This is a genomic window from Herbaspirillum sp. GW821-FHT09A12 (assembly GCF_059418325.1).
Map to the genome: position 1 here is coordinate 65,682 of NZ_JBWKPR010000003.1, position 25,377 is coordinate 91,058.

Genomic DNA, 25,377 nt, shown 5'->3' on the forward strand with positions numbered 1-25,377 from the left:
CCTGTTTGCGATATTTAAGAGCCGCCGCCACGCCATCGCCGGCGGCATCGACCGACAACTACCCCTGGCACGCCCATGCGGGCATGACCTGCCCCGCCGCATCGAACTTGTATTGCCCCTGCAGCCAGCCCCAGCCGAACAGGGTCAGCACGCTGTTGTAGTAATTGAATTCGCCATCCCCTGCGGCGCCGGCCAGCGGCGCGGCACGCGCCCAGGCATTCCATTTGTCCCGCACCAACTGCTCCTGGGCCGCCAGCGCTTCGCTGGCGCCGGTGGCCTTGAGCCAGGGCAGTACGGCGGCGCAAAAACCGACCGGCCCGCGCCCTTGCGGCGCGCCGGTCAGCGTATCGACCGTCTCGGGCGGAGCGGCACGGCTGACGATGGCGCGCGTCATCGGCGCCAGCGCGTTGCGCAAGCCCGCCACCAGCGGATCGCCATCGTTGGTGGCGCCGGCCCACAGGTAGACGCGGATGGCGTCATAGCCGCCCAGCACCGAGCGTTCGCTGTCGGGCACGAAACCCTTGGCGGCATCATAGATCACCCAGTCCGGCACGAAGCCCTGCGGCGATGACTGCGCCACCAGCCTGGCCGCGCCTTGCGCCATCGCATTCCACGGCCCGTCGGGGTCGGCGGCGGCGAAGCGGCGCAGCAGCGGCAACGGCAGGTAACTGGGGTTGAGGCGCCAGCGCTCCTTGCCGGCCTCGAAGCCATGGGGGCCAGGCAACAGCATCGGCCCCAGCTCACCCATGAGGCGTATCTCCTGCGCCTTGACCTGCGCCAGCAAGGCCATCCCGGCTTGCCGGTACTGCGGCATCTGCCACAAGCGCCCGGCCTCCAGCAAGGCATAGGCGAACCACAGGTCGGCGTCCGATGCCGCATTGGGATCGATCACGCCGAAGCTGCCATCCTCCCGCTTGCCCCAGCGCCAGGCCGGCAGCTTGTCGGAGCCGGCGCCGAGGTTGTCGCGGCTCCAGCGCCAGATGGCGGCGAAGCGCGCACGGTCATTGGCGAGCAGCGCGAAGAACATGCCGTAGGACTGGCTCTCCGACGTGCTCTGCTGCTCGGGTACGGAAAAATCGATGATGCGGCCATCGGCCTGCAGGTGGCGCCGCACAAAGGCGTCCCATTGCGGCCAGGCGGTCGCGCAGGTTGGCGCGGCGGCCGCGGCGGCGATGCCGGGCAACAGCCCCATCAGGGGCATGGCGGCCGCCACGATCAGGCGTCGCCGCCGGGGGGAATAGGTGTCATCGTCCATCGTCCAACTGTCCGGAAAAATCACGCGTGTTCTTGGGCAAGTCGCGGCTGAAGACGGCGGCGCGGTCCTCGAAGAAATAACGGACGAACAGCATGGCCGCATATTGCCGGTCGCGTCCGGGCGTGACGTTGAGGTCGCCCAGCACACCCAGTTGCCAGCGCGGCGTCAAGCGCTTGACCGCCGCCAACTGTACGTGTGCATACATGCCGCTGTTGCTGCTGCCAGCATAACCGCAATTGACCGACGACGCGGCGACCGGGAGGTAAGCCGCCGGCACGCCGCCGGGCAGGCAGGCCGAGGCCGATTCGCGGGCGCTGTTCCAGCCCAGTTCCAGGTTGCCCGACAACTGGCCCTGGCGCCCTTCCAGCGTCAGGAACTGCGAGGCGATGCCGGCGCTGAGCGAACGCTGCGGACTGTAATAACCGCCCAGGCCCCAGCCATACTGGTTCTGGTTGTTGTCGTAATGCAGGTAATGCAGCGCCGGGCCGACGTTGAAGTAATCGAAGCCGGCCAGTTTCAGGCGATAGCCGGCCCCCAGGTCCAGCGCCACGGCGCGGTTGCCCTGTATCTGATGGCCGTTGAAACCGGCCAGCTCGGCATTGGCCGACACGCTCCAGTCGGCGCCGACCTGCGCCAGCACCTTCGCGCCGGCCGCGTTGCGCCGCACGTCGCCCCAGTAATCGCCGCTGCCGGGCAAGGCCACCCCGCGCCAGGACAACAGTGAATCGCGCACCGGATTGCTGCCGGCGTAGACCGACCAGCTGCCCCACGCGGTCTGCTGCTCCACGCCCGCCTGGCCATGCACATCGCTGCCGCCGGCGCCGCCGTGGGTGGCGCCGAGCGCCGCCTGCCAAGCCAGGCGCCCAAGGCTGGTCAGCCATACGCTGTCTTCCACGCTGAACCACACCTCCTGCACATTCTGCTGGCCGGACTGCGTGGCCGATGCCGGCACGCCCAACGCCTGCGCCACGCCATCAGGCGTGATCGCGCCAGCGTCAAGCCGCAAGCCGCGCACGCGCAGGTTGTACTGGCGCGTGCCGTTGACCCCGCCGAACCACTCGGCGCGCAGCGCCGGCGCCAGGGTTTCCAGATACCCCTGGCCGGCGGCGCCGGCATGGTTGGAATAGGTGAAGCCGGCCGTCACCGACGCCGCGTTCACGCCCTGCAGGTTCTGCGGCAGGTAAGTCTTGACGCTGTCGCGCAATTGCGCAGCGCCCGCGGCATCGGCCGTGGCCTGCGCGGCGATGTCGTCTTCGGTGCGCTGCCGCAGGCTTTGCGCTTCGACGAACTGCTTGCGGTAATAGAGTTGCTGGCTTTGCAGCGCCATCACATAGTCGGCCAGCGGCGCCTGCGCGGCTTCCGGCATGGCGGCCAATTGTTGCAGGCGGCCGCGGGCGTTCTCGGCCAGCGCCCAGCCTTCGGCCATGCGCATGTCATGGGTTGCACGGTATTGGGCGAAGAAGACCTGCGCCGCCTGCGCGTAACGGCCGCTGCCATACAAGTTCCAGCCGCGCAGCTGCACCGTCTGCCGTTTGTCCGCGCCCAGGCGCTCGGCCTCATCCAGCGCGGCCAGGCTGGCGGCGTAGTCCTTGTCGCGGTTGAGGCGGTCGGCGCGCAGCAATTGCAGGCGCGCCCGCTGTGCCTTGGCGCGCGGGTCGGCCGCCAGGCCGGGTTGCGCGAGCAGGCTCTCGGCGCCGGCCAGATCGCCGGCCTCCAGGCGGATCTGCAGCAAACCCAACTGCGCATCGATATTGGACGGCGCCCACTCAAGGGCGCGCCTGAACCATTGCTGCGCCGCATCGCTCTGCCGCTGCGCCAGCATGATCCAGCCGGCCAGCGTGGCAGCCGGGCCATCGCGGTATTGCCCGATGCCTGCGGCCAGCGTCCCCAACAACGGCAAGGCCTCGGGCGCGGCCGGATCGGTCGCGGCCAGGCGGGTCAGCTCCCGGTCATAAACCAGGCGCTGGAATTTCGCATCGCTGTCGGCATCGCGCGCGGCGCCTTCTTCGGCTGCAATCAACTGCGCCACCGCATCGCTCTCCGCCCCCAACACCTGTTGCGCCATGTAGAGCGTGGCAATGCGGTTGGCGGCCGGCTGGCAAGCGGGGAACACGGAACGGTAAAGCGCCAAGGCGGCGTCCTTGCGGCCGGCGCGGGCGAACAGCTCGGCCGCGCTCCACAGGCGGTCGATGCGCGCGCAGGAAAAGTCTGCCGGATATTGCGCCACCAGCGCCTGCAACTGCGCCACGGAAAGCGGTCCGACCGGGCCGCTCCTGGCATACGCGAACAGGCGTTCGATCTCGCCCTCCTTTTGCAGGCGGGCGCGCTCGACCAGCAATTGCGCCGAGGGCGACCATTCGGCATTTTGCGCATGCATGCGCGCCGCCAGTTGGTCGAAGCCGCGCAACTCCTTGCGGCGCAAGAGATGCCACAGCGGCCGCTCATCGACGCCTGTCGGCGTATCCACGCTTGCCTCTTGCTGCTGCTCCGGTCCGGACGGCGGCAATGCGAATGCCTGCTGCGCGCGGCGACGCGCTTCCACAGTCTCGCGCCGCACCTGCTCGGCGCGCTGCTTCAGGTCTTGCTGCACGCTGCGGTCAGCGCGCGTGCCGTCGCCCTGGATGATGCGCGTGTCAGTCGCCCCTCGCCGGATCTCCGCCTGCTGCGCCTGGCGCTGCAGGTTGGCGACATTGCCTTGCTGCTGCGCCGCGGCTTGCGGCAACGGCAGGCCGGCCAGCGCGGCCAGGCCCATGCCTTGCAACCAGGCCGGGCAACGCCGCCATCGCATTGCGCAACGCTTGCTCATACGTCCAGGTTGCGTTGATCCTGGCGGCGGCGCAGGTGGGCGCGCAGCAGGCGCCAGCACAGCCATGCCAGCACCACCAGCGCGATCATCGCCACGCCATACCAGATCCACGGGTACTTGGAGGCGATATAGCCCAGGTATTCGGTCTTGCCTATGCTGCCCTCGTCATAAGTAGGGCCGATGCGCTGCGTGGCCACCTCGGCCTTGCCGAAAGACAGCAGCGAGACATCGCCGGCGATATTGTTCCAATACGCCGGGCTCACCAATTGCCCCATGCCCTGCTGCAACTGCTCGGGCGTGGCCGCGGCGAACACGGTCGCCGTATGGCCGCCCAGCGCGGACGCGCGGAACTGCATCACCAGCAGTTGCCGGTTCAGCCTGGCGTCGCCGGAGATGGCGGTGTTCAGGTAGCTGGAATCGGTATTGCTGCGGTTGGTGCCCGCGATGGTCTGGAACTGCTGGCGGAACCAGTTGGACTCGGCCGTCGGCATGGCCAGCGGGATCGAGGCCCCGGCGAAGCCCAGGTTCTGGTCGAGCATCCACGGCGCGCCCTTGAGCAGCTCGCGCGGCAAGGCGTCGACCGCGCCGACCACCAGCGCGTGGCGCTTCGCGTCCGGCTTGCCGAAGGTGATCTGGGCCGCGCCCAGCGGCACGGTCTGCTTCTGCGCCACCTTGGCCAGCAGCGTCCATGCGGCGCCGATGGTGGCGCTGTCGCGGCCGGCCACCACCAGGCTCAGTTGGCTGCCGTCGCTCTGCGTGACATAGGGGAAGGCATTGCTGGCGAAACGCGAGAGGTCGGGCAATTGCGCGAAGCGGTAGATGTAAGGCACCTTCACCGAGGAGTCGTCGAACAGGCTCATGTTCAGCGGGCCGGTCTGCTCGCACTGGCGGTTGGGCATGATGCTGGGGCGGAACGACAGCACGTTGTTGCCCGGCCTGAAATGGCGCAGCGGCAGCGTCAGGCGATAGTTGCTGTAGAAGCCGCCCTGGCGGTCTTCCACCGAGATCGCGCGCTGGAACACGTCGTTGAGGTAAAGGTTGATGACCATGTTGGAATTGATCATCGCCCCTTGCGAGAAATTGATGTGGAACTCCATCTGCGCATCTTCCTGGGCATACACGTCGGGCGGCAGGTTCACGTTGAGTTCGGCCGGCGACACCGCGGTGATCGGCGCGGTGGTGAAGCCCAGTTGCTTGAAGCTGTAGATGCCCTGGGTGGCGATATTGGCCTGCGGCTGGTAGTCGGGCAATCCGGGCGGCGTGAAGCCGGCGATGTTCCACTGCGCCTGCTGCGGGAATTCGAGGCGCTGCCAGGCGAACACTTGCGCCGCGCGGCTGACCTGGCCCTCATCGTTGCCGGACACGATCAGCAGGAAATGCCGGCCGTCGGCCATCGGGTAGACGCCCAGGAAGCTGCCCTTGATCTGGGCGGCGACCTTGGGGTCGATATACGGCTTGAGCTGCTCGAGCGTACCCACCAGCACGTTGTCGGCGCCGGCCAGCGGCGCCAGCTGCAGGCCCGGCACCACGCCGGCGCCGTTGCCGGCCTGGGCGTCGACCTGGCTGATGGCCGGCAGCACGTAGCGCAGCTTCAGGCCGATGCCCTGGGCCACCATGCCGCCGGCGGCCAGCGCGCCGTCCGCATCCGGATGCCCGGCGGTGATGATGTTGAACTTCTGCGGCACATGCTGCTTGGGATCGAACAGGTCGTTCAGGTCGGACAGCAGCGGCGCCACCGGCTTGAGCTCGGACTGCAGGCGCAGCGTCGACTGCACGGTGTCGATCTCGGTCCACAACTCGGCCGCGTTGGGGTCTTCGCACTGGGTATCCTGGCTGTGCTGGGCCACGCGGAAAATCAGTTGGTTATAACCGGGCTTGAGCAGCTCCACCGGCAGGCGGATGTCGGCGGTGATTTCCGGCTGGCGCGAGGACAACTGCAACTGCGCAATGCTCTGGCCGTTCAGGCGCACCACCAGTTGCGAACGGCTGTCGAGGGCGATGGAATTGGTCGAGACCAGGTGCAGCACCGCGGACTGGATGTTTTCCCGGCGCGACAACGGGATGCTCAGCATGGCCGCGCCATCCAGGCGGGTAAGCCGCAGCGGCCCCGGCTTGCCGCCCAGATCGGCCAGGCGGACTTCGCGCGACTGCGCCTCCTTGGCGGCGACAGGCTTGGGCGCGGCAGGCGCCGTCTCTTGGCCGCGGGCCGGCGCCTGCAAGCTGGCGAGCAGCAATGCCGCCAGCATCGCACCCTGGAAGGTAAAGGAAGAAAAGCGCCGGACGATGGGCTTGGACGAAGTCATGGATGGATCCGGATTCATTGGATGAGATAACGGTAAAAGCGCTTGAGACGGTATGGCAACGACGCCACCACATGCGTGGCCAGCACGGGCGCGACCAGACGGCGGTACAGGTAGGCCGCCAGTTCCCTGAAGAACATGTAGTACTGGGCGCTGACATGCACCGTGCCCAGCCGCACCAGCAGCATGACGCTGGCCAGGATGCCCAGGCGCCGGTTGCGGTGCGCGCGGTATTGGCGCCAGCGGGCGCTGTCGCCCGACGACAGCGACACGGTCTCCGACAGGCCGGCCACGCTGCGGTCGGTGAAGCGTACGCCGACCAGGAATTTGCGCTTGTCCCGGGAAGTGAAGCTGCTGCGCACTTCGATCGGAATCAGGCTGTCATGGCCCAGCGCCTGGTTGTAGACGCGCAGGCGGTTCATCTTCAGGTCGACCTGGCCTGCCAGCGCGATGTCGAACTGCAGTTGGGCGCCGCCGGAAGAGATATCGACCACGCGGCATGGCAGCGGGTCGTCCAGCGTGCGCTCGGCGGCGGCGACCTGCTGCGGGCCCAGGCATTGGGTGCCGGCGTCGTCCGGCCGGTCCTGCAGCGCCACTTCGGCATTGAGGCTGGCCGGCACGCGCGGCGAAGCGCGTCGCTGCTTGCGCTCGTACAGCACGCCGATACAGGCGCTGAGGATAATCAGGTTGAGCAGGTCCCAGCACAGGGCGGAGATGATGACGTCCTGATGCTCGCTGGCGTGCCACAGCTTCCACAGCCCCACCGCCATGGTCAGCATCACCATCGCATAGACGAAATAGAACGGGCCGGCCAGTTGCGACATGGCGTCCCGCTCCAGTTGCTCGCCCTTGGGCGTGACGTTGAAGCTGGGCGCGCGCGGGTTCTTGATGACCATCAGGATGGCCTGCAGCGAGAACAGCGACTGCAGCATTTCATAGAGTTCCGAAACCAGGGTCCAGCGATAGCGGCCGAACAGGTAGTCGGAAGTGAGCACGGCGCCTGCCATCGCCGGCAGGCCATAACCGAAGAACTCGGGAATGCTGGCGTTGTAGAAGCGCAGCCCCAGCACCAGGTAGGCCATCGGCGCCAGCAGCAGCATCACGCGCGCGTAGCTGAAGAACCAGTAGAAGGTGTTGGAGAAGTAGCACAGCTTCTGCGGGATCGACAGGCCCTTCATCGTCAGCGGGTTGCGCAACAAGAACAGCTGCACCATCCCCTGCGCCCAGCGCAGGCGTTGCACGATGAAGCTGGCGAAGGTCTCGGGCTGCAGGCCGGAAATCAGCGGCTCGTTGAGATAGGCGCTGCGGTAGCCCCTGGCGTGCAGCTTCATGGCGGTCTCGGCGTCCTCGGTGATGGAGACGCCGCCGATGCCGCCCACTTCGTCCAGGTGCGCGCGCCGCATCAGCGCGGCCGAACCGCAGAAGTAGGCGCCGTCCCAGAAGTCCAGCCCACGCTGGATCACCGCGTAGAACATCTCGTTTTCGGGCGGCATGCGGCCGAACATGTCGAGGTTCTTCTCGACCGGGTCGGGATTGATGAAAAAGTGCGGCGTCTGCACCAGGCACAGCTTCTCATCCCGCTGGAAGAAGCCGACCGTCTTTTCCAGGAAGTCCACCGTGGGCACGTGGTCGGCATCGAGGATCAGCACCAGGTCGCCCTTGCAATGCGCCAGCGCCTCGTTGACGTTGCCGGCCTTGGCATGGCGATTTTTCTCACGGGTCAGGTAATGGCCGGCATGGCGCGCCGCCAGCGCCTGCAGCGCGATGTGCCGTTGCTGCGCCTCGGCCGCCTTGGCCGGCGAAGTCTGGGTACGCTTTTGCAGCGTGCCGCCGTCGTCGAGCAGGTAGACGTTCAGGCAGCCGGCCGGGTAGCGCATGTCGAGCGCGGCGCGCAAGGTGATCTCCAGCAGCTCCACCGGTTCGTTATAGGTCGGGATCAGCACGTCCACCGTGGGCAGCTTGCCGGACGTGGTGTCCAGCGGCGGCGGGTCGCGCTTGAGCGGGTGGATGTTGACGAAGAAACTCAGCAGCGCAATGGCGATGCCGTACACCTCGGCGAGGTACAGCATGAGCATGAAGATGAAATCGAAGAAACCTTCATAGCCCAGCGTATGGAAGGTGCGCCACCACAGGTAGCGCAGCAGCAGGAAACTCGACAGCAGCAGGAAGAACACGCGAAAGCGCCGCACATACCCCAGGCTGCGCAAGAGCAGCATCAGGCCCACGGCGGCGCCGCCCATCACATACTGCGCCTGCAGCTCGACCCGCGCCGACACCGCCGCCAGCAGCACCAGCGCGACCGCCAGCCAAAGCGCCACGATCCCGGCCCGCGCCAGCAAGCGCTTGCCGCCATTGCGCGCCATCAACAAGTCACTGCTTCGCTGCTGGTCCATGATGTGTGTTTTCTTTGATGCGGGTGATTCAGCCTGGCCCGATTTCCAGAGGCTGGAAAGCCAGATCCTGGGCGATGCGTTTTGCCGTTGGCGCAAGGCGCCCGGTCGTTTTGTTGCTCTCGACCAAGCTTACTCCCAACAAACCCATCAAAATATGAACAAATAGCCACAAAATTTATTATCAAAAGCACAAAAGTTTCAATTGTACAATTGTCCGAGCGAGGGCTTTCACTTCCTATCGGGAAATCCCTGAAATGATGCGAATTGCCTACATATCGTGAAAAATAATGAAAATTTGGATGCGAGAAATCATGTTTCCCGTATCTCCGCCGCGCCTTGCCCCGCTCCGGACGGGAGACGGCCGCCCGGCCGTTCCATGCGACGCCGCCAAGAAAAATGCCGGAGCGCTGCGCGGCCCGGCATTGTCACTTGCGCGTCCCTGGACGGCGTTTCATCATCCTAGGGCCGCAGGACCGCACGCTCCGGGCTAATGTCGCGCGACGGGCGAGATGCCGCCAATGCCGGCGCTGAGGCATTGGCAACTTGCTGCTCAGGTGCGCCAGCCAGCTTGAATTGGCTGACGACTTCGGACAAGCGGGCGGCCTGCTCCTGCATCGCCTCGGCTGCGGCCGCAGCCTGCTCCACCAGGGCGGCGTTCTGCTGCGTGGTCTGATCCATGTCGGTGATGGCCAGGTTGACCTGGCCGATGCCATCGCTTTGCTCGCTGCTGGCGGCGGTGATCTCGCCGACGATATCGGCCACGTGGCGCACGCTGGCGACCACCTGCTCCATCGTGCTGCCGGCCTGGCCCACCAGTTGGCTGCCGGTGCCGACCTTGGCCACGGAGTCGTCGATCAGGCCCTTGATTTCCTTGGCCGCCGCCGCCGAACGCTGGGCCAGCGAACGCACTTCCGACGCCACCACCGCGAAGCCGCGCCCCTGCTCGCCGGCGCGCGCCGCTTCCACCGCGGCGTTCAGCGCCAGGATGTTGGTCTGGAAGGCGATGCCGTCGATCACGCCGATGATGTCGACGATCTTGCGCGAGGATTCATTGATCGACCCCATGGTCGAGACCACCTGCGCCACCACCTCGCCGCCCTGCTGCGCCACCGCCGAAGCCGAGGCCGCCAACTGGTTGGCCTGACGCGCGTTGTCGGCGTTCTGGTGCACGGTGGAGGTCAGTTGCTCCATGGCTGAAGCGGTTTCTTCCAGCGAACCTGCCTGGCGCTCGGTGCGCGCCGACAGGTCCAGGTTCCCGCTGGCGATCTCGCGCGACGCGGTGGAAATGGCGTCGGTGCCGCTGCGCACCTGGCCGACAATGCGCGCCAGGTTGCCGGTCATGGCCTGCAAGGCATGCAGCAGCTTGCCGGTCTCGTCGCGGCGCGATGCCATACGCGCATCCACTTGCATGCTCAGGTCGCCGGCCGCCACGGTCTCGGCCACGTCGACCGCCCGTTCCAGCGGACGGGTGATGCCCAGCGCCAGGCGCCAGGCGAACAGCCAACCCAGCACGAACAGCAACGCGCCCAAGGCCAGCATCAGGTTGCGGCTCTGTTCATAGATCGCCTGGATGTCCTGGGCGATCCGGTCGATGCCCGCCCGCTGTACATTGAGCAATTGCTGCAGCAGGTCGAGGTAGCCCTTGGCCGCCGCATCGTAAGGGCCGGCCAGGATCTTCTCGACCTCATCGGTCTGGCTGTCGGCCTTGGCCTTGGAGATGGCGTCGCGGTATTTGATGTAGTCCTTGCGGACCGCCGAGAGTTTGTCGAAAACGGCCTTCTCGGCATCCGAACTCAACAGCGCCTCGATCGCCTTCTGCTGCCCGCTCGACAACTTGGTTGCCGCAGCGGCATCCTCGGCGAAAAAGGCAGCCAGGCTGGCGTCGGAACTCTTGGCGATCGCCGTGGTGCGGCGCACGCTGGTATGGATGGTGCGGTACCAGTCCGACACCAGACGCTCCTTGGTCAGCGGCTGCTGCATCATGGCGGCGGTGGCCGCGGCGATGCCATGCAGGCGCCAGATGGAAAAGGCGACCACCACGCAGGCGGCAACCAGGATGAAAGCGAAGCCCAGGGTCAGGCGCCGGCCTATCTTCATGTTGGCGAAGTAGCTCATTTTTTCTCCTTCCGGAGTTGTTGATTTTTCATGTCGGGGGAGGAAGCTTGCCGGCCACCGGATCGTGTTGTCGCACCGCCGTTGTGGACCGGCAGCATGGTTCGGATAGCCGCGCCGTCGGCTCTCGCTCTCGTCTCCCCTCTTGCGAAACTGCCACCGGCGCGCCGGTATTGTGTCCATTAACGACTACCGGCAGATATCCGTATTTCTACCTAGAACTCTTTTCCAGGCATCCAACACGCCGGCGTTTGCCGAGGCCGGTCGGCGCCCGGCCATGAAAAAAGGATGCCTTGGCATCCTTTTTCGCATCCGCGTCATTTGACCGGCGCAAAATCCTCAATCGTCTGGCTGGCCGGAAAATGCACGGTGAAGGTGCTGCCCCGGTCGGGCACGGACTGGATGTCCAGCACGGCGCGGTGGCGCAGCAATACGTGACGCACGATCGCCAGGCCCAGGCCGGTGCCCTGGGTTTCGCGCGAGCGGCTCTTGTCGACGCGGTAGAAACGCTCGGTCAAGCGCGAAATATGCTCGGGGCTGATGCCGATGCCGGTGTCCTGCACCGAGAAATGCGCGCCCTTTTCATCGCTTTCCCAGCGCAACATGATGCGCCCCGACGGCGGCGTGTAACGCACGGCGTTGGTCACCAGGTTGGTAAAGGCGCTGCGCAGTTCATCGATGTTGCCCTTCAGGTCCGGGCCGCTCACCGTCAGCGTGATGTCATGCTTGCCGGCCGACAGCGCGCGCGCTTCTTCGGCGATGCCTTCGAGCAGCGGCTGCACCCGCACCACTTCCGAACGCAGCGGATAGTCGATCGACTCCAGCCGGGTCAGGGTCAGCATGTCGTCGATCAGGTTTTGCATGCGCTGGCCCTGTTCGGTCATGAGCGTCAGGTGCCCGGCGCGGGTCTCGGGATCGAGCTTGGGCTGGGCCAGGGCGATTTCCAGGAAGCCGTTGATCACCGTCAGCGGGGTGCGCAGTTCATGCGAGGCATTGGCCACGAAGTCGCGCCGCATCATGTCGATGCGCTCGGACTCGGTGGCGTCATGGGTGACCAGGATCTGGCGGCGGTTCTCGAAGGGGATGATCTGCACGATCAGCTTGCGCTCGTGCAGCGCCAGCGTCAGCGGCTGCTCGTAGCGGCCCAGGATGATGTAGTCGATGAAGGCCGGATTGCGGATCAGGTTGGTGACGCGCATGCCCTTGTCGCGCTCCAGCTTCAGGCCCAGGTGCTGCTGCGCGGCCGGGTTGCACCATTCGAGGAACAGCACATCGTCCATGATCACCACGCCATCGGGCAACAGGCTCATGGCCTGGCGAAAGCGCGCCAGCCACTCGGCCAGTTCGGCCTGGTTCTTTTCGTCGTCCCGGCGCATGCGGTACAGGCGGGCATAAACGTCGGTCCACGCCCCCCAGCCGTCCGGCAGGCGGGACTGGCCGGAGTCGTCCAGCCAGCTGGAGAGACGAAACAGGTAATGCAGGTGGGTCACCATCATCGCCCCCACCCCCAGCACGGCGACGACCAGGCCGGCGATAGGGCCGAAGAAGAAACCGACGACTCCCGCTCCGGCCAGGCACAGCACCAGGCGCAAAATGGCGGGAATCCAGAACAGCAGTTGTGGACTCATTGAAATCGAAAAGAAGACGTGGAGCGCTGCGCGCTTATATGGGCCTGATTATTGTAACGGAGCCCTATTCTCGCTCTATTTTGTCGACAGCATGTAACCGACGCTGCGCACGGTCTTGATCAGGAATTCGGCATCGCGCAACGCCTTGCGCAGGCGCAGCACATGCACATCCACCGTGCGCTCTTCAATCACCACGTGGTCGCCCCACACTCTATCCAATAACTGGCTGCGCGAGAATACCCGGTCCGGATGGGCCAGGAAGAACTTCAGCAGCTTGTACTCGGCATGGCCGATATCGATCTTGCCGCCCGACAAGGTCACCGAGCAACTGGCAGGATCGAGCGTGATCGGGCCGGCCGACATGATTTCCTGCGCATGTTCGGGGCTCTTGCGGCGCAGCAGCGCCTTGATGCGTGCGGTCAGCTCGCGCGGGGAAAACGGCTTGGTGATGTAGTCGTCGGCGCCATTGTCGAGGCCGGCGATCTTGTCTTCTTCCATGCTCTTGGCGGTGAGCATGATGACCGACAATTGCTGCAACTGGCGGTCGGCGCGGATGCGCGAGAGCAGGTGCAAGCCGCTGCGGTCGGGCAGCATCCAGTCCAGCAACACCAGTTGCGGCGCGCGGTGCTGGACGAAGTCCCAGGCCGCGGCGGCATTCGTAACGACAAAACTGGACCAGCCGGCTTCCTTGAGCGTGAAGGCAATCAGCTCGGCAATCGACGGTTCGTCTTCGACGATCAGGATAGTGGTCATTGGGTCAGCTTCTTATCAAGTTTGCGGGTCTCCCACCGCACTGCGGATCTCCGCGCGGGCCGGCAGTTCATCGGTACTGGCTGCCGTTTTTCTCCGCGCGGATCCGGGTACCGCCTTTTCAGTCAGTCGCTTCGCCAACCACCTTGGCCGAACCGACGTCGGTATGGCGGATATCGACGCCGCCCACCACGTACACCACATACTCGGCGATGTTCTTGGCGTGGTCGCCGATGCGCTCGATGGCCTTGGCCACCCACAAGGTGTCGATGGAACCGGAGATGGTGCGCGGGTCTTCCATCATGAAGGTGATCAGGCTGCGGGTGATCGAGCGGAAGCCATGGTCGATGCTGGCGTCCTGCTTGATCAGCTCCAGCGCCTGCTGGTCGTCCAGGCGGGCGAAGGCGTCCAGCGCGCTGCGCAAGATGTCGCCGGCCTGTTCGGCGATCAGGCTGACCGTCTCGTAGTGGTTGATCAGGCCGATGCTGCGCTGATGCAGATGGATCGCGGTACGCGCGATCTTGGTCGCCTCGTCGCCGACGCGTTCAAGGTCGGTGATGATCTTGATGGTCGCCATCACGGTACGCAAGTCGTTGGCGGTCGGCTGGCGGCGCACGATCAGGTGGCTGCAGGCGTCGTCGAGTTCGACTTCCAGGCGATTCACCGCCTCGTCGTCCTTCATCACGCGCTTGGCCACTTCAAGGTTGCCGGTGCGGAAAGCCGAGATCGCATCCTGGAACTGATGCTCGACCAGCCCGCCCATGGCGAGCACCTTCGAACGGATGGCTTCCAGATCGCTGTCGTATTGCTTGGAGGAGTGATCGCCTGTCATGTGACGTTCCTAATTAATATAAAAATATGATGTTCTTACTGCGCTGTTGAATCGTCGGATCGGCGTAGCGAGCGCTTCGAATTCGCGTCGAGAAGCGCAGCCGTACGGATGTACGGTGAGCATCACAGGCGCGAAGTCGGAGCGCGCAGTAGCCGAGACGATGATTTCAACTTAGCCAAAACGACCGGTGATGTAGTCTTGGGTTTCCTTGCGCGCCGGATTCATGAAGATCTGGTCCGTCTCGCCAAACTCCACCAGCTCGCCCAGGTACATGTAGGCGGTGTAGTCCGAGCAACGCGCGGCCTGCTGCATGTTGTGGGTGACGATGGCGATGGTGTAGTCGTTCTTCAGCTCGCCGATCAGTTCCTCGACCTTGGCCGTGGAGATCGGGTCCAGCGCCGAGGTCGGCTCGTCCAGCAGCAGCACTTCGGGCTTGACCGCCACGCCGCGCGCGATGCACAGGCGCTGTTGCTGGCCGCCGGAGAGCGACAGGCCGCTCTTGTGCAGCTTGTCTTTCACTTCGCCCCACAGCGCGGCCTTGTTCAGCGCCCATTCGACGCGCTCATCCATCTCGCCCTTGGGCAGGTTCTCGTACAGGCGGATGCCGAAGGCGATATTGTCGTAGACCGACATCGGGAACGGGGTCGGCTTCTGGAACACCATGCCGACCTTGGCGCGCAGCATGTTCAGGTCTTGCCCGGCTTCGAGGATGTTGCGGCCGGCGTACACGATCTTGCCCTCGGCGCGCTGGCCTGGGTACAGGTCGTACATGCGGTTGAAGGTGCGCAGCAGGGTCGACTTGCCGCAGCCCGATGGGCCGATGAAGGCGGTGACCTTGCCTTCATAGATGTCGAGGTTGATGTTCTTCAGGCCCTGGAATCCGCCGTAGTAAAAATTCAGCTGCGAGATCTCGATCGTGGACTTCTTGGCCGCAGCGGCGTTGGCGGATGCGGTCGGAGCAGAGTTTGCCATTTGAGCAGTAGTCATGTCGGTCACTTGAAAAATTAGCCGGGGATTTGTTGCTTGAACAGGGTACGGGACAGCACGTTGAGCAGCAGCACGCTGAAGGTAATCAGCAGCGCCCCGCCCCAGGCCAGCGAGACCCAGTTGTCATACGGGCTCATTGCGAACTGGTTGATCACCACCGGCAAGTTGGCGATCGGACGGTTCATGTTGGTGCTGAAGAACTGGTTGTTGAGCGCGGTGAACAGGAGCGGCGCGGTCTCGCCCGAAATGCGGGCCACCGCCAGCAGCACACCGGTCACCACACCGGCCTTGACGGCGCGCAGGCGCACGATCACGGCCACCTTCCAGCGCGGGGCGCCGAGCGCGAAGGCTGCCTCGCGCAGGCCGCTGGGAACCAGCTTGAGCATGTTGTCGGTGGTGCGCACGATCACCGGGATGGCGATCAGCGAAATGGCGAAGGTGCCGGCCCAGCCCGAGAAGTGGCCGACATTGGCGACGTAGATCGCGTAGATGAACAGGCCGATGACGATGGACGGCGCCGACAGCATGATGTCGGTCACGAAGCGGGTCACCTGGGCCAGCTTGCTCTCTTCGCCATATTCGGCCAGGTAGACGCCGGCCAGGATGCCGATCGGGGTGCTGATCAGGGTGCTGAGGCCGACCATCAACAGGCTGCCGACGATGGGGTTGAGCAAACCGCCGCCCTCGCCGCCGGGGCCCGGGGTATTTTCGGTCAGCAGGCCGAAATTGAGCGCGGCCACGCCCTTGACCACCAGCGTCATCAGGATCCAGGCCAGCACGACCAGGCCCAGGCCCATCGCCAGGAAAGAGAACAGCATGCCGATGCGGTGCTGGAACAGGCGGCGGCGGTACACCGGATTCAGCGCCTCCGGGTTTTCCATGCCGCCGGTGGCGGAAATTTGATTGGTCTGGCTCATTTGGCACCTTCCTTGCGGGCCATGCCCATCAGCATGACCTTGGCGGCGGACAGAACGATGAATGTGATGACGAACAGGATCAGCCCCAGCGCGAACAACGAGGAGACGTGCAGCTTGCTCGACGCTTCGGCGATTTCATTGGCCAGGGTGGAGGCGATACTGTTGCCGGCGGAAAACAGCGACCACGACAGGCGGTGCGAGTTGCCGATCACGAAGGTGACGGCCATGGTCTCGCCCAGCGCGCGGCCCAGGCCCAGCATGACGCCGCCGACCACACCGGTCTTGGTGTACGGCAGCACCACTTTGCGCACCACTTCCCAGCGGGTGCATCCCAGGCCATAGGCCGATTCCTTGAGCACCGCGGGCACCACTTCGAACACGTCGCGCATGACCGAAGAGATGAACGGGATGATCATCACCGACAGGATCAGGCCGGCGGTCAGGATGCCGATGCCCATGGTCGGGCCGGAAAACAGCACGCCCAGGCCGGGGATCTGGCCCAGCGTCGCCTTCAGGAAAGGCTGGCCGTATTCCGAGAACAGCGGTGCGAAGACAAACAGCCCCCACATGCCGTAGATGATGCTGGGCACGCCGGCCAGCAGTTCCACCGCGGTGCCCAGCGGGCGGCGCAGCTTGGCGGGACAGATCTCGGTCAGGAACAGGGCGATGCCGAAGCTCACCGGAAAAGCGATCAGCAAGGCGATGATCGACGTCGACAAGGTGCCGACGATGGCGATCATGGCGCCGTATTCGTCATTGGTCGGATCCCATTCGACGCGCGTGATGAAACCCGGGCCGAACGCATGGAAGGCCGGCCAGGCGCCGATGAAGAGGGAAACGATGATGCCGCCCAGCATCAGCAGCACGGTCAGTGCGAAGATGAGCGTCATCTTGTGGAACAGGAAATCTTGCAGCCGTTGCCTGCGCATGACGGCCAACAGCCGTTCGTGCGCGGCTTGCGCGCTTTCAGTATCTGCCGCGGATTTTTTCACTTCGGAATTCGACATAGCCGTAGCGGGGTAATTTGCGCTCATTTTGAATTCACCATTAAAACAGGCCATCGCCGCGAATGCTCTGCTGCCCAGAGTTGCTCGTTCTCGCCGCGATGGCCCATATGCTTCGTTGGAGGAAGCTTTCTTTTCAGCTTGCCAGTTATCCTGGCAGGGATGCCTTGCGGCATCCCGTCAAGGCTCCAGCAATAAGGCGATTACCAGATCGCCTTGCCGCTGCTGTCCTTGAGGTTGGCCTTCCAGGAGTCTTCCACCAGCTTGGTGACCGAAGTCGGCAGCGGGACGTAGTCCAGCTCGGATGCCGACTTGGCGCCGTTCTTGTAGGCCCAGTCGAAGAACTTCAGGACTTCCTTGCCCTTGGCGCCATCGCCAGCCTGATCCTTGTGCAGCAGGATGAAGGTAGCGCTGGAGATCGGCCACGAAGCCTTGCCGGCGGCATCGGTGAAGTCGACAGCGAAGCCCGGGGTCTTGGCCCAGTCGCCGGCGGCGGTAGCGGCCTTGAAGGATTCGTCGTCAGGCGACACGAACACGCCGTCCTTGTTCTTCAGTTGGGTGAAGTTCAGCTTGTTCTTCTTGACGTAGGCGTATTCGACGTAGCCGATTGCGCCCTTGACCTTCTGCACGTTGGCGGCGACGCCTTCGTTACCCTTGCCGCCCACGCCGGTCGGCCACTTCACGGCCGTGCCGGCGCCGATCTTGCCCTTGAAGTCCTCGTTGGCCTTCGACAGGTAGCTGGTGAACACGTACGAAGTGCCCGAAGCGTCCGAGCGGTAGACCACGGTGATGTCATCGGCCGGCAGCTTCAGGCCCGGGTTCAGGGCGACGATTTCAGGGGCGTTCCACTTGGTGATCTTGCCGGCGTAGATATCGCCCAGCACATGGCCCGACAGCTTCATCTGGCCCGGGGTGATGCTATCCAGGTTGATGACCGGAACCACGCCGCCGACGACGGCCGGGAATTGAACCAGGCCGGCTTCAGCCAGTTCTTCCTGCTTCAGGGGAGCGTCCGATGCGCCGAAGTCGACGGTCTTGGCCTTGATTTGCTTGATGCCGCCGCCCGAGCCGATCGACTGGTAGTTCAGGCTGTTGCCGGTGGCCGCCTTGTACAGTTCGGCCCACTTGGCGTAGATCGGATACGGGAAGGAGGCGCCAGCGCCGGTGATTTCTGCTGCATGCACTGCGCCGCTGAATACGAAGGTGCCGGCGACGGCGACTGCAACAGACTTAATCAGTTGGTTAAACCCCATTTCTGATACTCCTATGTTTTTGAGAGATTGAGTGTCACTGAGACATCGCGATTGGAAGGATGCACTTCTGGGACAGGGCGAACTTTAACCAGCAAATGTGACGAGTTTATGACGGAGTCTTGTCATGCAGCCCAGGGCGGAAATTTGTAAAAATCTCGAAATTCGACAGCCGTCCCGGGCACCGGAAACCGGTGCGCAAAAGACCCCGCAATCGCCCAGCCGGCATGGAAAACGCTGCGCCGGCGTGGGGTGGAGGCTTGCGGAAGAAACCACGGAAAACGATGACGGAAAGACATCTTTCCAAAAAATAGCCGCAAGGCAACAAAACCCGTGGCCGCGTCCCTATAAATTCTGTGACAAAGGTCCGGGAGAGTTGTCATAAACTCGTCACACATCCTAAATACACTGCCCGGCAAACAAGGATGGACAGGGAACATTGAATGACCAGAAAAGCAAAACCGGAAACCAGAGACCTACCTGAACTTCCCCCCAATACGATTTACCTCAATCGCGAACTGTCGCAGTTGGCATTCAACCGCCGCGTGCTGGCCCAGGCCGAAGACCCCTCCGTGCCGCTGCTGGAACGGCTGCGCTACCTGTGCATCTGCAGCAGCAACCTCGACGAATTCTTCGAGGTGCGCATCGCCAGCCTGCTGGCCAACCGCATCGAGGGCGAAAACATCGATCCGCCCGAACTGCGCGCCGCGCTGGAACATACCAGCGTCGAATGCCACCGCATCGTGGCGCGCCAGTACCAGTTGCTCAACGACGAGATCCTGCCGCAGCTGGCCGCCAACGGCATCCACCTGCTGCGCCACGAAGACCGCAACGAAGCCCAGCGCGCCTGGGTCAAGGGCTACTTCGAGCAGAACGTGCGGCCGCTGCTCACGCCCATCGGGCTGGATCCGGCCCACCCGTTCCCGCAGGTGGTCAACAAAAGCCTGAACTTCATCATCGAACTGTCCGGCAAGGACGCCTTCGGGCGCGGCACCGGGGTCGTCATCGTCAAGGCGCCGCGCGTGCTGCCGCGCGTGATCCGCTTGCCCGACCATCTGTCGGCCAAGGGCGCGGCCTCGTTCTGCCTGCTCTCTTCGGTCATCCACGCGCATATCGCCGAACTGTTCCCGGGGCGCGAAATCACCGCGTATTCGCAATTCCGCGTCACCCGCAACAGCGACCTGTGGGTGGATGAAGAAGAAGTGAAGAACCTGCGCCAGGCGCTGGAGACCGAACTGCAAAGCCGGCAATTCGGCGTGGCCGTGCGGCTGGAAGTGGCCAGCAACTGCCCCGAGCACCTGGCCCAGTTCCTGCTGAACCAGTTCAACATCGAGCGCAACCGCCTGTACGCGGTCGAGGGGCCGGTGAACATGGTGCGCCTGGGCGAGATCGCCAATCTGGTCAACCAGCAAGAGCTGCGCTTCCCGCCCTTCTCGCCTACCCTGCCGCACCAGCTGATCGGCGAAAACATCTTCCGGGCGCTCGACAAAAAGGACGTGCTGCTGCACCACCCCTTCCAGTCCTTCCAGCCGGTGGTCGACTTCATCCGCACCGCCGCGCACGACCCCAACGTGGTGGCGATCAAGCAGACCATCTACCGCACCGGCATGAACTCGGACCTGATGGAGGCCCTGATCTACGCCGCCCAGCACGGCAAGGAAGTGACGGTGATCGTGGAACTGATGGCGCGCTTCGACGAAGAGGCCAACATCAACTGGGCGGTCAAGCTGGAACAGGCCGGCGCCCAGGTGGTGTACGGGGTGGTCGGCCTGAAGACGCACGCCAAGCTGGCGCTGGTGATCCGCCGCGAAGAGCAGGCGCTGCGCTTCTATGCCCACCTGGGCACCGGCAACTACCACCCCACCACCACCAAGTTCTATACCGACTTCGGCCTGCTGACCTCCAACCAGGAGCTCACCGCCGAGGTCAACGAAGTGTTCATCCACCTGACCAGCCTGACCAAGCCGCGCCACCTCGCGCGCCTGTGGCTGGCGCCGTTCTCGCTGCAAAAGGAAATCATCCGCGCCATCCGCAACGAGGCGCAGATCGCGCGCGAAGGCCGTCCGGCGCGCATCATCGCCAAGATGAATGCTCTGCTGGACGAGTCGGTGATCCGCGCGCTGTATGCGGCGTCAAGCGACGGCGTGAAGATCGACCTGATCGTGCGCGGCGCCTGCGCGCTGCGTCCGGGCGTGCCGGGCCTGTCGGAACACATCAAGGTACGCTCCATCATCGGCCGCTACCTGGAACACTCGCGCATCTATTACTTCCGCAACGACCTGGCGCACGATGTCTACCTGGCCAGCGCCGACTGGATGAACCGCAACCTGTTCCGCCGCATCGAAGTCGCCTTCCCGGTGCTGGACAAGGCGCTCAAGAAACGCGTGATCACCGAGGGCCTGAATCCGTACCTGAAAGACAACGCCAATTCCTGGCATCTCGATGCCAATGGCGCCTATACCTTGAAGAAGGCACGCAACAAGCAGCATACTTTCAGCGCCCAGCAGCACCTGATGAATACGTTAGGCATTCCGGCCACGTTGCCGGAAGAATGAAGGCCTCACAGGCCATACGCTAAACAGACAGGAGCCTGAAATGGATTTGATTTTGTGGCGGCATGCAGAAGCGGAACTGGGCGAGCCCGACGAAGGCCGCGCCCTGACGCCCAAAGGGCACAAGCAGGCCGGCAAGATCGCCGACTGGCTGGACCGCAACCTGCCGGAAAGCTGCCGCGTCCTGGTCAGCCCGGCCACCCGCACGCTGCAGACGGTCGAAGCGCTGGGGCGCAAGTACCGGGTGCACCCGGAACTTGCGCCCGACAAGTCGGCCGAGGACCTGCTGCGCGCGGCCAACTGGCCCGACAGCCGCGAACCGGTGCTCATCATCGGTCACCAGCCGACCCTGGGCCTGGTGGCTTCGCAGTTGATCTGCGGCCAGCCACAGGAATGGTCGCTGCGCAAGGCCAACGTCTGGTGGATCGCCCAGCGCGAACGCGGCGACATCACCACCAACTACCTCAAGGCGGTCATCGCGCCGGAACTGATCGCCAGCTCGGGCAAGCACCACCCGCGCTGAACTGGCAAATAAAAAAACGGCCCGGTCATCCAACCGGGCCGTTTCGCATGCAGACGCATCATGCCGTCGGCGCTTAAAAGGTCTCCCATTCGTCGCCGTTGTCCGACGCCGGCGCGTTGCGTGCCGGCTTGGCGGCCGGCGCCGCCACCTTCGGCGCCGGCCTGGAGGCGGGCTTGGCCTGCGGCTTGGCGGCATGACGCACAGCTTGCGCAGGTTGTGGCTTGGCAACCGCCGGCGCGGCCGCCATCGGCTGCGGCGCGTAGGCACTGGAAGTGTCGGCGCCGTCGATGCGGAAGATCGACACTTCCTGCATCAGGCCCTGCGCCTGATGTTCCAGCGCCTTGGCGGCGGCGCTGGCCTGTTCCACCAATGCGGCATTCTGCTGGGTGGCTTCATCCATCTGCGATACCGCGCGCGACACCTGGCCGATGCCGGCGCTCTGTTCGCTGGAGGCGGCCGAAATCTCGCCCATGATGTCGGTCACGCGCTGCACCGCATTGATCACGTCGCTCATGGTGGTGCCGGCCTGGCCGGCCAGTTCCGAACCGGCCTGCACCCGGTCCACCGACAGCATGATCAGTTCCTTGATCTCCTTGGCGGCGCTGGAAGAACGTTGCGCCAGCGCGCGCACTTCGGTGGCCACCACCGCGAAGCCGCGCCCCTGCTCGCCGGCGCGCGCCGCTTCCACCGCGGCGTTCAGCGCCAGGATGTTGGTCTGGAAGGCGATGCCGTCGATGATGCTGACGATGTCGGTGATCTTGGTGGAGCTCTCGCGGATCTCTTCCATGGTCTGCACCACGCGGCCGACCACGGCGTTGCCGTCGGACGCAATGGTCGAGGCGTTGACCGCCAGCGTCGAGGCCTGGCGGGCATTGTCGGCATTGTGCTTGACGGTGCTGGTCAGCTCTTCCATGCTGGAAGCGGTCTCTTCCAGCGAAGCCGCCTGCTGCTCGGTACGGGAAGACAGGTCGAGGTTGCCCGAGGCGATCTCGCGGGTGGCGGTCGCAATGGCGTCGCTGCCGCTGCGCACCGCGCGCACGGTGCGCGACAGGTTTTCCTGCATACGCGACAGGCCGTCCAGCAACTGGCCCATCTCGTCTTTCGAATGCACCCGCACTTGCTGGGTCAGGTCGCCGGCGGCGATGGCGTCGAAGTGCTGGAGCGCGCGGCGCATCGGTTCAGCGATGGCGCGACGCAGCGACAGCCAGCTGTACAGCGCCAGGATCAGCCCCAGCCCGATGGCCACTATGGAGAAGGTGCGCGACGCCTCATAGCGGCGATTGGCGGCGGCCAGGCTATGTTCGGCCTGCTCGCTTTCATACTTGCCCAAGGCCCGGCCATCGCCCTGCATGGCGGTGTAGATGGTGCCGACCAGGCGCGCATTGTCGCCGATCGCCTTGCGGTCGCCGGTCTTGATGGCTTCGGCGAACTTGATCAGCGCATCCTCGGTCTTCTCGATGCCTTCCGAGACCTTCTTCACCAGCACCTTGCCCTCTTCGGTCTGCGGCAGCGCGGTGTACTGGGCCCACCAGTTCAGCGCTTCCTTGCGGCTGTTGGCATCCATGCCGAACATGCGCTCGGCCCAGGCCGGGTCATCGGTCAGCGCGGCCTGGTCCAGCGAGGTACGCTGGCGGCCGATCCAGATCAGGACATTATCGGCGGCGACGGTCTTGGGAATGCGTTCTTCGGTGAGTTCGCGGCTGATGCCGACAGCGGCCGACATGCCGAGCAAGCCGGAGGCGCCGATGGCCACCAGCAGCAGCGACAGGATAAAGATGGCGATGGCGAGCCGTGCTTTTATGGAAATATTTTTAAAGGACATAGGAGACAGTGTTCCGGTGGATGAGAAAAAACACGGCAAGCCGCGCTACAGCCCAAAGAGCGCCTATAACGCACGAAGGACAACCTCTGCTCTCCCAGGACATGGTGCTCGACCTTCAGGCCTGTTCACATCAAATCCACGCCTGCTGACAGCTCCCGGAAGCTTGCTTGCGGATTCGACGCAAACTGGCTCTAGCTAAGCGCGTTCTTCGCATTGCTGCATCAATGCGAAGAACGCGCCATTGGCTGTTCTATCTTAACGGCAACATTTCAGGAATCTTCAGTGTCCGGCGTCGCCGCCAGCAATCGGCCCGGACAGAAAAAAAGCGCCGCAGCCAGAAGCTTGCAGCGCTTTCAACATCCATTGACTTCGATTTAACTTTTTTTACATCGCCGCCGCCGTACGATGGCGTGCAATGACTTGGCTTTTTGACATGGGCACAGATCAGAACTCTTCGAACTCATCGTCGCGCACCGCCTGCCCCGGTTTGCGGGCCGGCGCGGCCGGCGGCAAACTGGCAACCGGCCTGGCTGGCTTGGCGGTCACATCGATGGCGGCAGGCGGATTCACCGAACGCATCGGCATGGCTGCCAACGGCGCACTGGCGCCAGAGATTGCTTGCTCCCCCATCTTCAGCTTGAAGATGGCAACCGCCTGGGCCAGCACATCGGACTGCTCCTGCAGGCTCTCGGCAGCCGCCGCGGCCTGTTCCACCAGGGCGGCGTTCTGCTGGGTGATCTCGTCGATCTGCGCGATCGCGTGATTGACCTCGGCGATGCCGGCGCTCTGTTCCTGGCTGGCGGCGGTGATTTCGCCCATGATGTCGGCCACGTGCTTGACCGAGCTGACGATCTCGCTCATCGTCGCGCCGGCTTCATCGACCAGCTTGCCGCCGGCGTCGACCTTGTTCACCGAATCGCTGATCAAGCCCTTGATTTCCTTGGCCGCCGTCGCCGAACGCTGGGCCAGCGAGCGCACTTCCGAGGCCACCACCGCGAAACCGCGCCCCTGCTCGCCGGCGCGCGCGGCTTCCACCGCGGCGTTCAACGCCAGGATATTGGTCTGGAACGCGATGCTGTCGATCACGCCGATGATATCGACGATCTTGCGCGAGCTTTCCTTGATCGAGCCCATGGTCTGCACCACGTCGCCGACCACCCGCCCGCCCTTGGTGGCGAAGTCCGAAGCCGATACCACCAGCTGGTTGGCCTGGCGCGCATTCTCGGCGTTCTGCTGCACGGTCGAGGTCAGCTGCTCCATCGAACTTGCGGTTTCTTCCAGGCTGGAGGCCTGCGACTCGGTGCGGTTGGACAAGTCTACGTTGCCGCGCGCGATCTCATGCGAGGCCACGGCGATGATGGCCGCGCTTTCCTTCACTTCGTTCAGGGTGGCCGCCAGATTGGACTGCATCGCCCCCAGCGCGTTGACCAGCGTCGCCGCCTCATCGCGGCCCCGGTCATGGAAATCTTGCGTCAGGTCGCCGCTGGAAATGGTTTCGGCGATGCTGCCGGCGCGCTTCAACGGATTGACGATGGAGCGGGTAATCACGAAGGTGAAGAAGAATCCCAGGCCCAGCGTCAGTACGCCGATCACCAGCATGCCGATCTGCGCCTTGCGGTAGCTTTCCTTGGCGTCGGCGTGGGCGGCATTCATGTCGTCTTGCTGATAGACCGCCAGCGCGGCCACGCCGGATATCCATTTCTCGTAGGCCGGCAAAAAGTCGCTCTTGAGCAGTTGCGCCGCATCGAAATAATTGCCGCTGCCGACTTGCCCGCGGATGGTTTCAACGATGGGGAACAGCTTCTTGCGCTCCACCACTGCCGCATCCAGCAACTCCTTGCCGCGCCCGCTGCTTGACAGCGCAGTCAGTTGGCCTTCGAAGCCGGCATACGCTTGCAGGATCTTGGTCAGGTGTTCATTCTCGGCCGTGCCTTCGGCGGCATCGGTGGGCGTGACCACCTTGCGCAACGCCAGCGCCAGCTGGCTGCCGGACTCGCGCATATTCATCGCGGTGGTCATGCCGGCCACCTTTTTATCAATCACGTATTCGCTGCTGCTTTCCAGTTCGGCCATGCGCCACAAGCCGATCAGCAGGATCGCGGTCGCGCACAGAAGGATGAGGCAAAAGCCGAATGCCAGGCGTGTGCCGATCTTGAGATTTTGGATCATGAATATGTTCTTCCCTGTTAGAACAACCACTGTATTGCAAGCACCAATCCGATGGCGGCGCACCGGCGTGCCCTCTT

16 protein-coding genes are annotated in these 25,377 nt (G+C 64.2%); 2 read left to right on the forward strand and 14 right to left on the reverse strand.

Going from position 1 to position 25,377, the window contains the following annotated elements:
• Positions 1–58: 58 nt before the first annotated feature.
• The 12 genes from bcsZ to pstS all read right to left on the reverse strand — a co-directional run bounded on the left by bcsZ (position 59) and on the right by pstS (position 18,237).
• On the reverse strand, positions 59–1,255 hold the full coding sequence (bcsZ, locus tag AC07N6_RS10500; protein ID WP_494781783.1) for a cellulose synthase complex periplasmic endoglucanase BcsZ: 1,197 nt from the start codon (positions 1,253–1,255) through the stop codon (positions 59–61).
• On the reverse strand, positions 1,245–4,061 hold the full coding sequence (locus AC07N6_RS10505; RefSeq protein ID WP_494781784.1) for a cellulose synthase subunit BcsC-related outer membrane protein: 2,817 nt from the start codon (positions 4,059–4,061) through the stop codon (positions 1,245–1,247). The genes bcsZ and AC07N6_RS10505 overlap by 11 nt, the downstream gene beginning before the upstream one ends.
• Positions 4,058–6,364 (reverse strand): cellulose biosynthesis cyclic di-GMP-binding regulatory protein BcsB, encoded by a 2,307-nt coding sequence (locus AC07N6_RS10510; RefSeq protein ID WP_494781785.1) that lies wholly within the window; start codon positions 6,362–6,364, stop codon positions 4,058–4,060. Before AC07N6_RS10510 ends, AC07N6_RS10505 begins: the two co-directional genes overlap by 4 nt.
• Before the next feature lie 14 nt (positions 6,365–6,378).
• The gene (bcsA, locus tag AC07N6_RS10515; protein WP_494781786.1) at positions 6,379–8,754 is read right to left on the reverse strand and encodes a UDP-forming cellulose synthase catalytic subunit; all 2,376 of its coding nucleotides are present in this window, start codon (positions 8,752–8,754) and stop codon (positions 6,379–6,381) included.
• Between the two features lie 459 nt (positions 8,755–9,213).
• Positions 9,214–10,869, reverse strand: a complete 1,656-nt coding sequence (locus AC07N6_RS10520; RefSeq protein WP_494781787.1) for a methyl-accepting chemotaxis protein — start codon at positions 10,867–10,869, stop codon at positions 9,214–9,216.
• A 314-nt stretch (positions 10,870–11,183) separates the two neighbouring features.
• Positions 11,184–12,494: a phosphate regulon sensor histidine kinase PhoR gene (phoR, locus tag AC07N6_RS10525; RefSeq protein WP_494781788.1), complete on the reverse strand. Its 1,311-nt coding sequence runs from the start codon at positions 12,492–12,494 to the stop codon at positions 11,184–11,186.
• 75 nt (positions 12,495–12,569) lie between these two features.
• Positions 12,570–13,247: a response regulator gene (locus AC07N6_RS10530; RefSeq protein ID WP_494781789.1), complete on the reverse strand. Its 678-nt coding sequence runs from the start codon at positions 13,245–13,247 to the stop codon at positions 12,570–12,572.
• 118 nt (positions 13,248–13,365) lie between these two features.
• Positions 13,366–14,076 (reverse strand): phosphate signaling complex protein PhoU, encoded by a 711-nt coding sequence (phoU, locus tag AC07N6_RS10535; protein WP_494781790.1) that lies wholly within the window; start codon positions 14,074–14,076, stop codon positions 13,366–13,368.
• Between the two features lie 171 nt (positions 14,077–14,247).
• Positions 14,248–15,048, reverse strand: coding sequence for a phosphate ABC transporter ATP-binding protein PstB (pstB, locus tag AC07N6_RS10540; protein WP_494781791.1), 801 nt, complete (start codon positions 15,046–15,048; stop codon positions 14,248–14,250).
• 32 nt (positions 15,049–15,080) lie between these two features.
• A complete protein-coding gene (gene pstA, locus AC07N6_RS10545; protein ID WP_494781792.1) occupies positions 15,081–15,980 on the reverse strand; it encodes a phosphate ABC transporter permease PstA in 900 nt (299 codons plus the stop codon).
• Positions 15,977–16,987 carry a phosphate ABC transporter permease subunit PstC gene (gene pstC / locus AC07N6_RS10550; protein WP_494781793.1) on the reverse strand — a complete coding sequence of 337 codons (1,011 nt, stop codon included), beginning with the start codon at positions 16,985–16,987 and terminating at the stop codon, positions 15,977–15,979. The genes pstA and pstC overlap by 4 nt, the downstream gene beginning before the upstream one ends.
• A gap of 200 nt (positions 16,988–17,187) precedes the next feature.
• Entirely contained in the window at positions 17,188–18,237 is a 1,050-nt protein-coding gene (gene pstS, locus AC07N6_RS10555) for a phosphate ABC transporter substrate-binding protein PstS (RefSeq protein ID WP_494781794.1), read from the reverse strand.
• Positions 18,238–18,677: 440 nt separating this feature from the next.
• Here pstS and ppk1 point away from each other — a divergent pair, with 440 nt between their 5' ends.
• The gene (gene ppk1 / locus AC07N6_RS10560; protein WP_494781795.1) at positions 18,678–20,789 is read left to right on the forward strand and encodes a polyphosphate kinase 1; all 2,112 of its coding nucleotides are present in this window, start codon (positions 18,678–18,680) and stop codon (positions 20,787–20,789) included.
• Positions 20,790–20,829: 40 nt separating this feature from the next.
• A complete protein-coding gene (locus tag AC07N6_RS10565) occupies positions 20,830–21,309 on the forward strand; it encodes a SixA phosphatase family protein (RefSeq protein WP_494781796.1) in 480 nt (159 codons plus the stop codon).
• A 73-nt stretch (positions 21,310–21,382) separates the two neighbouring features.
• On the opposite strand, the gene AC07N6_RS10570 is transcribed toward AC07N6_RS10565, so the two are convergent.
• Both AC07N6_RS10570 and AC07N6_RS10575 read right to left on the reverse strand, forming a co-directional pair.
• On the reverse strand, positions 21,383–23,131 hold the full coding sequence (locus AC07N6_RS10570) for a methyl-accepting chemotaxis protein (RefSeq protein WP_494781797.1): 1,749 nt from the start codon (positions 23,129–23,131) through the stop codon (positions 21,383–21,385).
• Between the two features lie 444 nt (positions 23,132–23,575).
• Complete coding sequence (locus AC07N6_RS10575; RefSeq protein WP_494781798.1) at positions 23,576–25,300, reverse strand: methyl-accepting chemotaxis protein; 1,725 nt, start codon at positions 25,298–25,300, stop codon at positions 23,576–23,578.
• Positions 25,301–25,377: the final 77 nt, after the last annotated feature.

Coding starts and splice junctions, on each gene's coding strand:
- bcsZ (WP_494781783.1), bottom strand. CDS start 1,255: ATGGACGATGACACCTATTCCCCCCGGCGGCGACGCCTGATCGTGGCG.
- AC07N6_RS10505 (WP_494781784.1), bottom strand. CDS start 4,061: ATGAGCAAGCGTTGCGCAATGCGATGGCGGCGTTGCCCGGCCTGGTTG.
- AC07N6_RS10510 (WP_494781785.1), bottom strand. CDS start 6,364: ATGACTTCGTCCAAGCCCATCGTCCGGCGCTTTTCTTCCTTTACCTTC.
- bcsA (WP_494781786.1), bottom strand. CDS start 8,754: ATGGACCAGCAGCGAAGCAGTGACTTGTTGATGGCGCGCAATGGCGGC.
- AC07N6_RS10520 (WP_494781787.1), bottom strand. CDS start 10,869: ATGAGCTACTTCGCCAACATGAAGATAGGCCGGCGCCTGACCCTGGGC.
- phoR (WP_494781788.1), bottom strand. CDS start 12,494: ATGAGTCCACAACTGCTGTTCTGGATTCCCGCCATTTTGCGCCTGGTG.
- AC07N6_RS10530 (WP_494781789.1), bottom strand. CDS start 13,247: ATGACCACTATCCTGATCGTCGAAGACGAACCGTCGATTGCCGAGCTG.
- phoU (WP_494781790.1), bottom strand. CDS start 14,076: ATGACAGGCGATCACTCCTCCAAGCAATACGACAGCGATCTGGAAGCC.
- pstB (WP_494781791.1), bottom strand. CDS start 15,048: ATGGCAAACTCTGCTCCGACCGCATCCGCCAACGCCGCTGCGGCCAAG.
- pstA (WP_494781792.1), bottom strand. CDS start 15,980: ATGAGCCAGACCAATCAAATTTCCGCCACCGGCGGCATGGAAAACCCG.
- pstC (WP_494781793.1), bottom strand. CDS start 16,987: ATGTCGAATTCCGAAGTGAAAAAATCCGCGGCAGATACTGAAAGCGCG.
- pstS (WP_494781794.1), bottom strand. CDS start 18,237: ATGGGGTTTAACCAACTGATTAAGTCTGTTGCAGTCGCCGTCGCCGGC.
- ppk1 (WP_494781795.1), top strand. CDS start 18,678: ATGACCAGAAAAGCAAAACCGGAAACCAGAGACCTACCTGAACTTCCC.
- AC07N6_RS10565 (WP_494781796.1), top strand. CDS start 20,830: ATGGATTTGATTTTGTGGCGGCATGCAGAAGCGGAACTGGGCGAGCCC.
- AC07N6_RS10570 (WP_494781797.1), bottom strand. CDS start 23,131: ATGTCCTTTAAAAATATTTCCATAAAAGCACGGCTCGCCATCGCCATC.
- AC07N6_RS10575 (WP_494781798.1), bottom strand. CDS start 25,300: ATGATCCAAAATCTCAAGATCGGCACACGCCTGGCATTCGGCTTTTGC.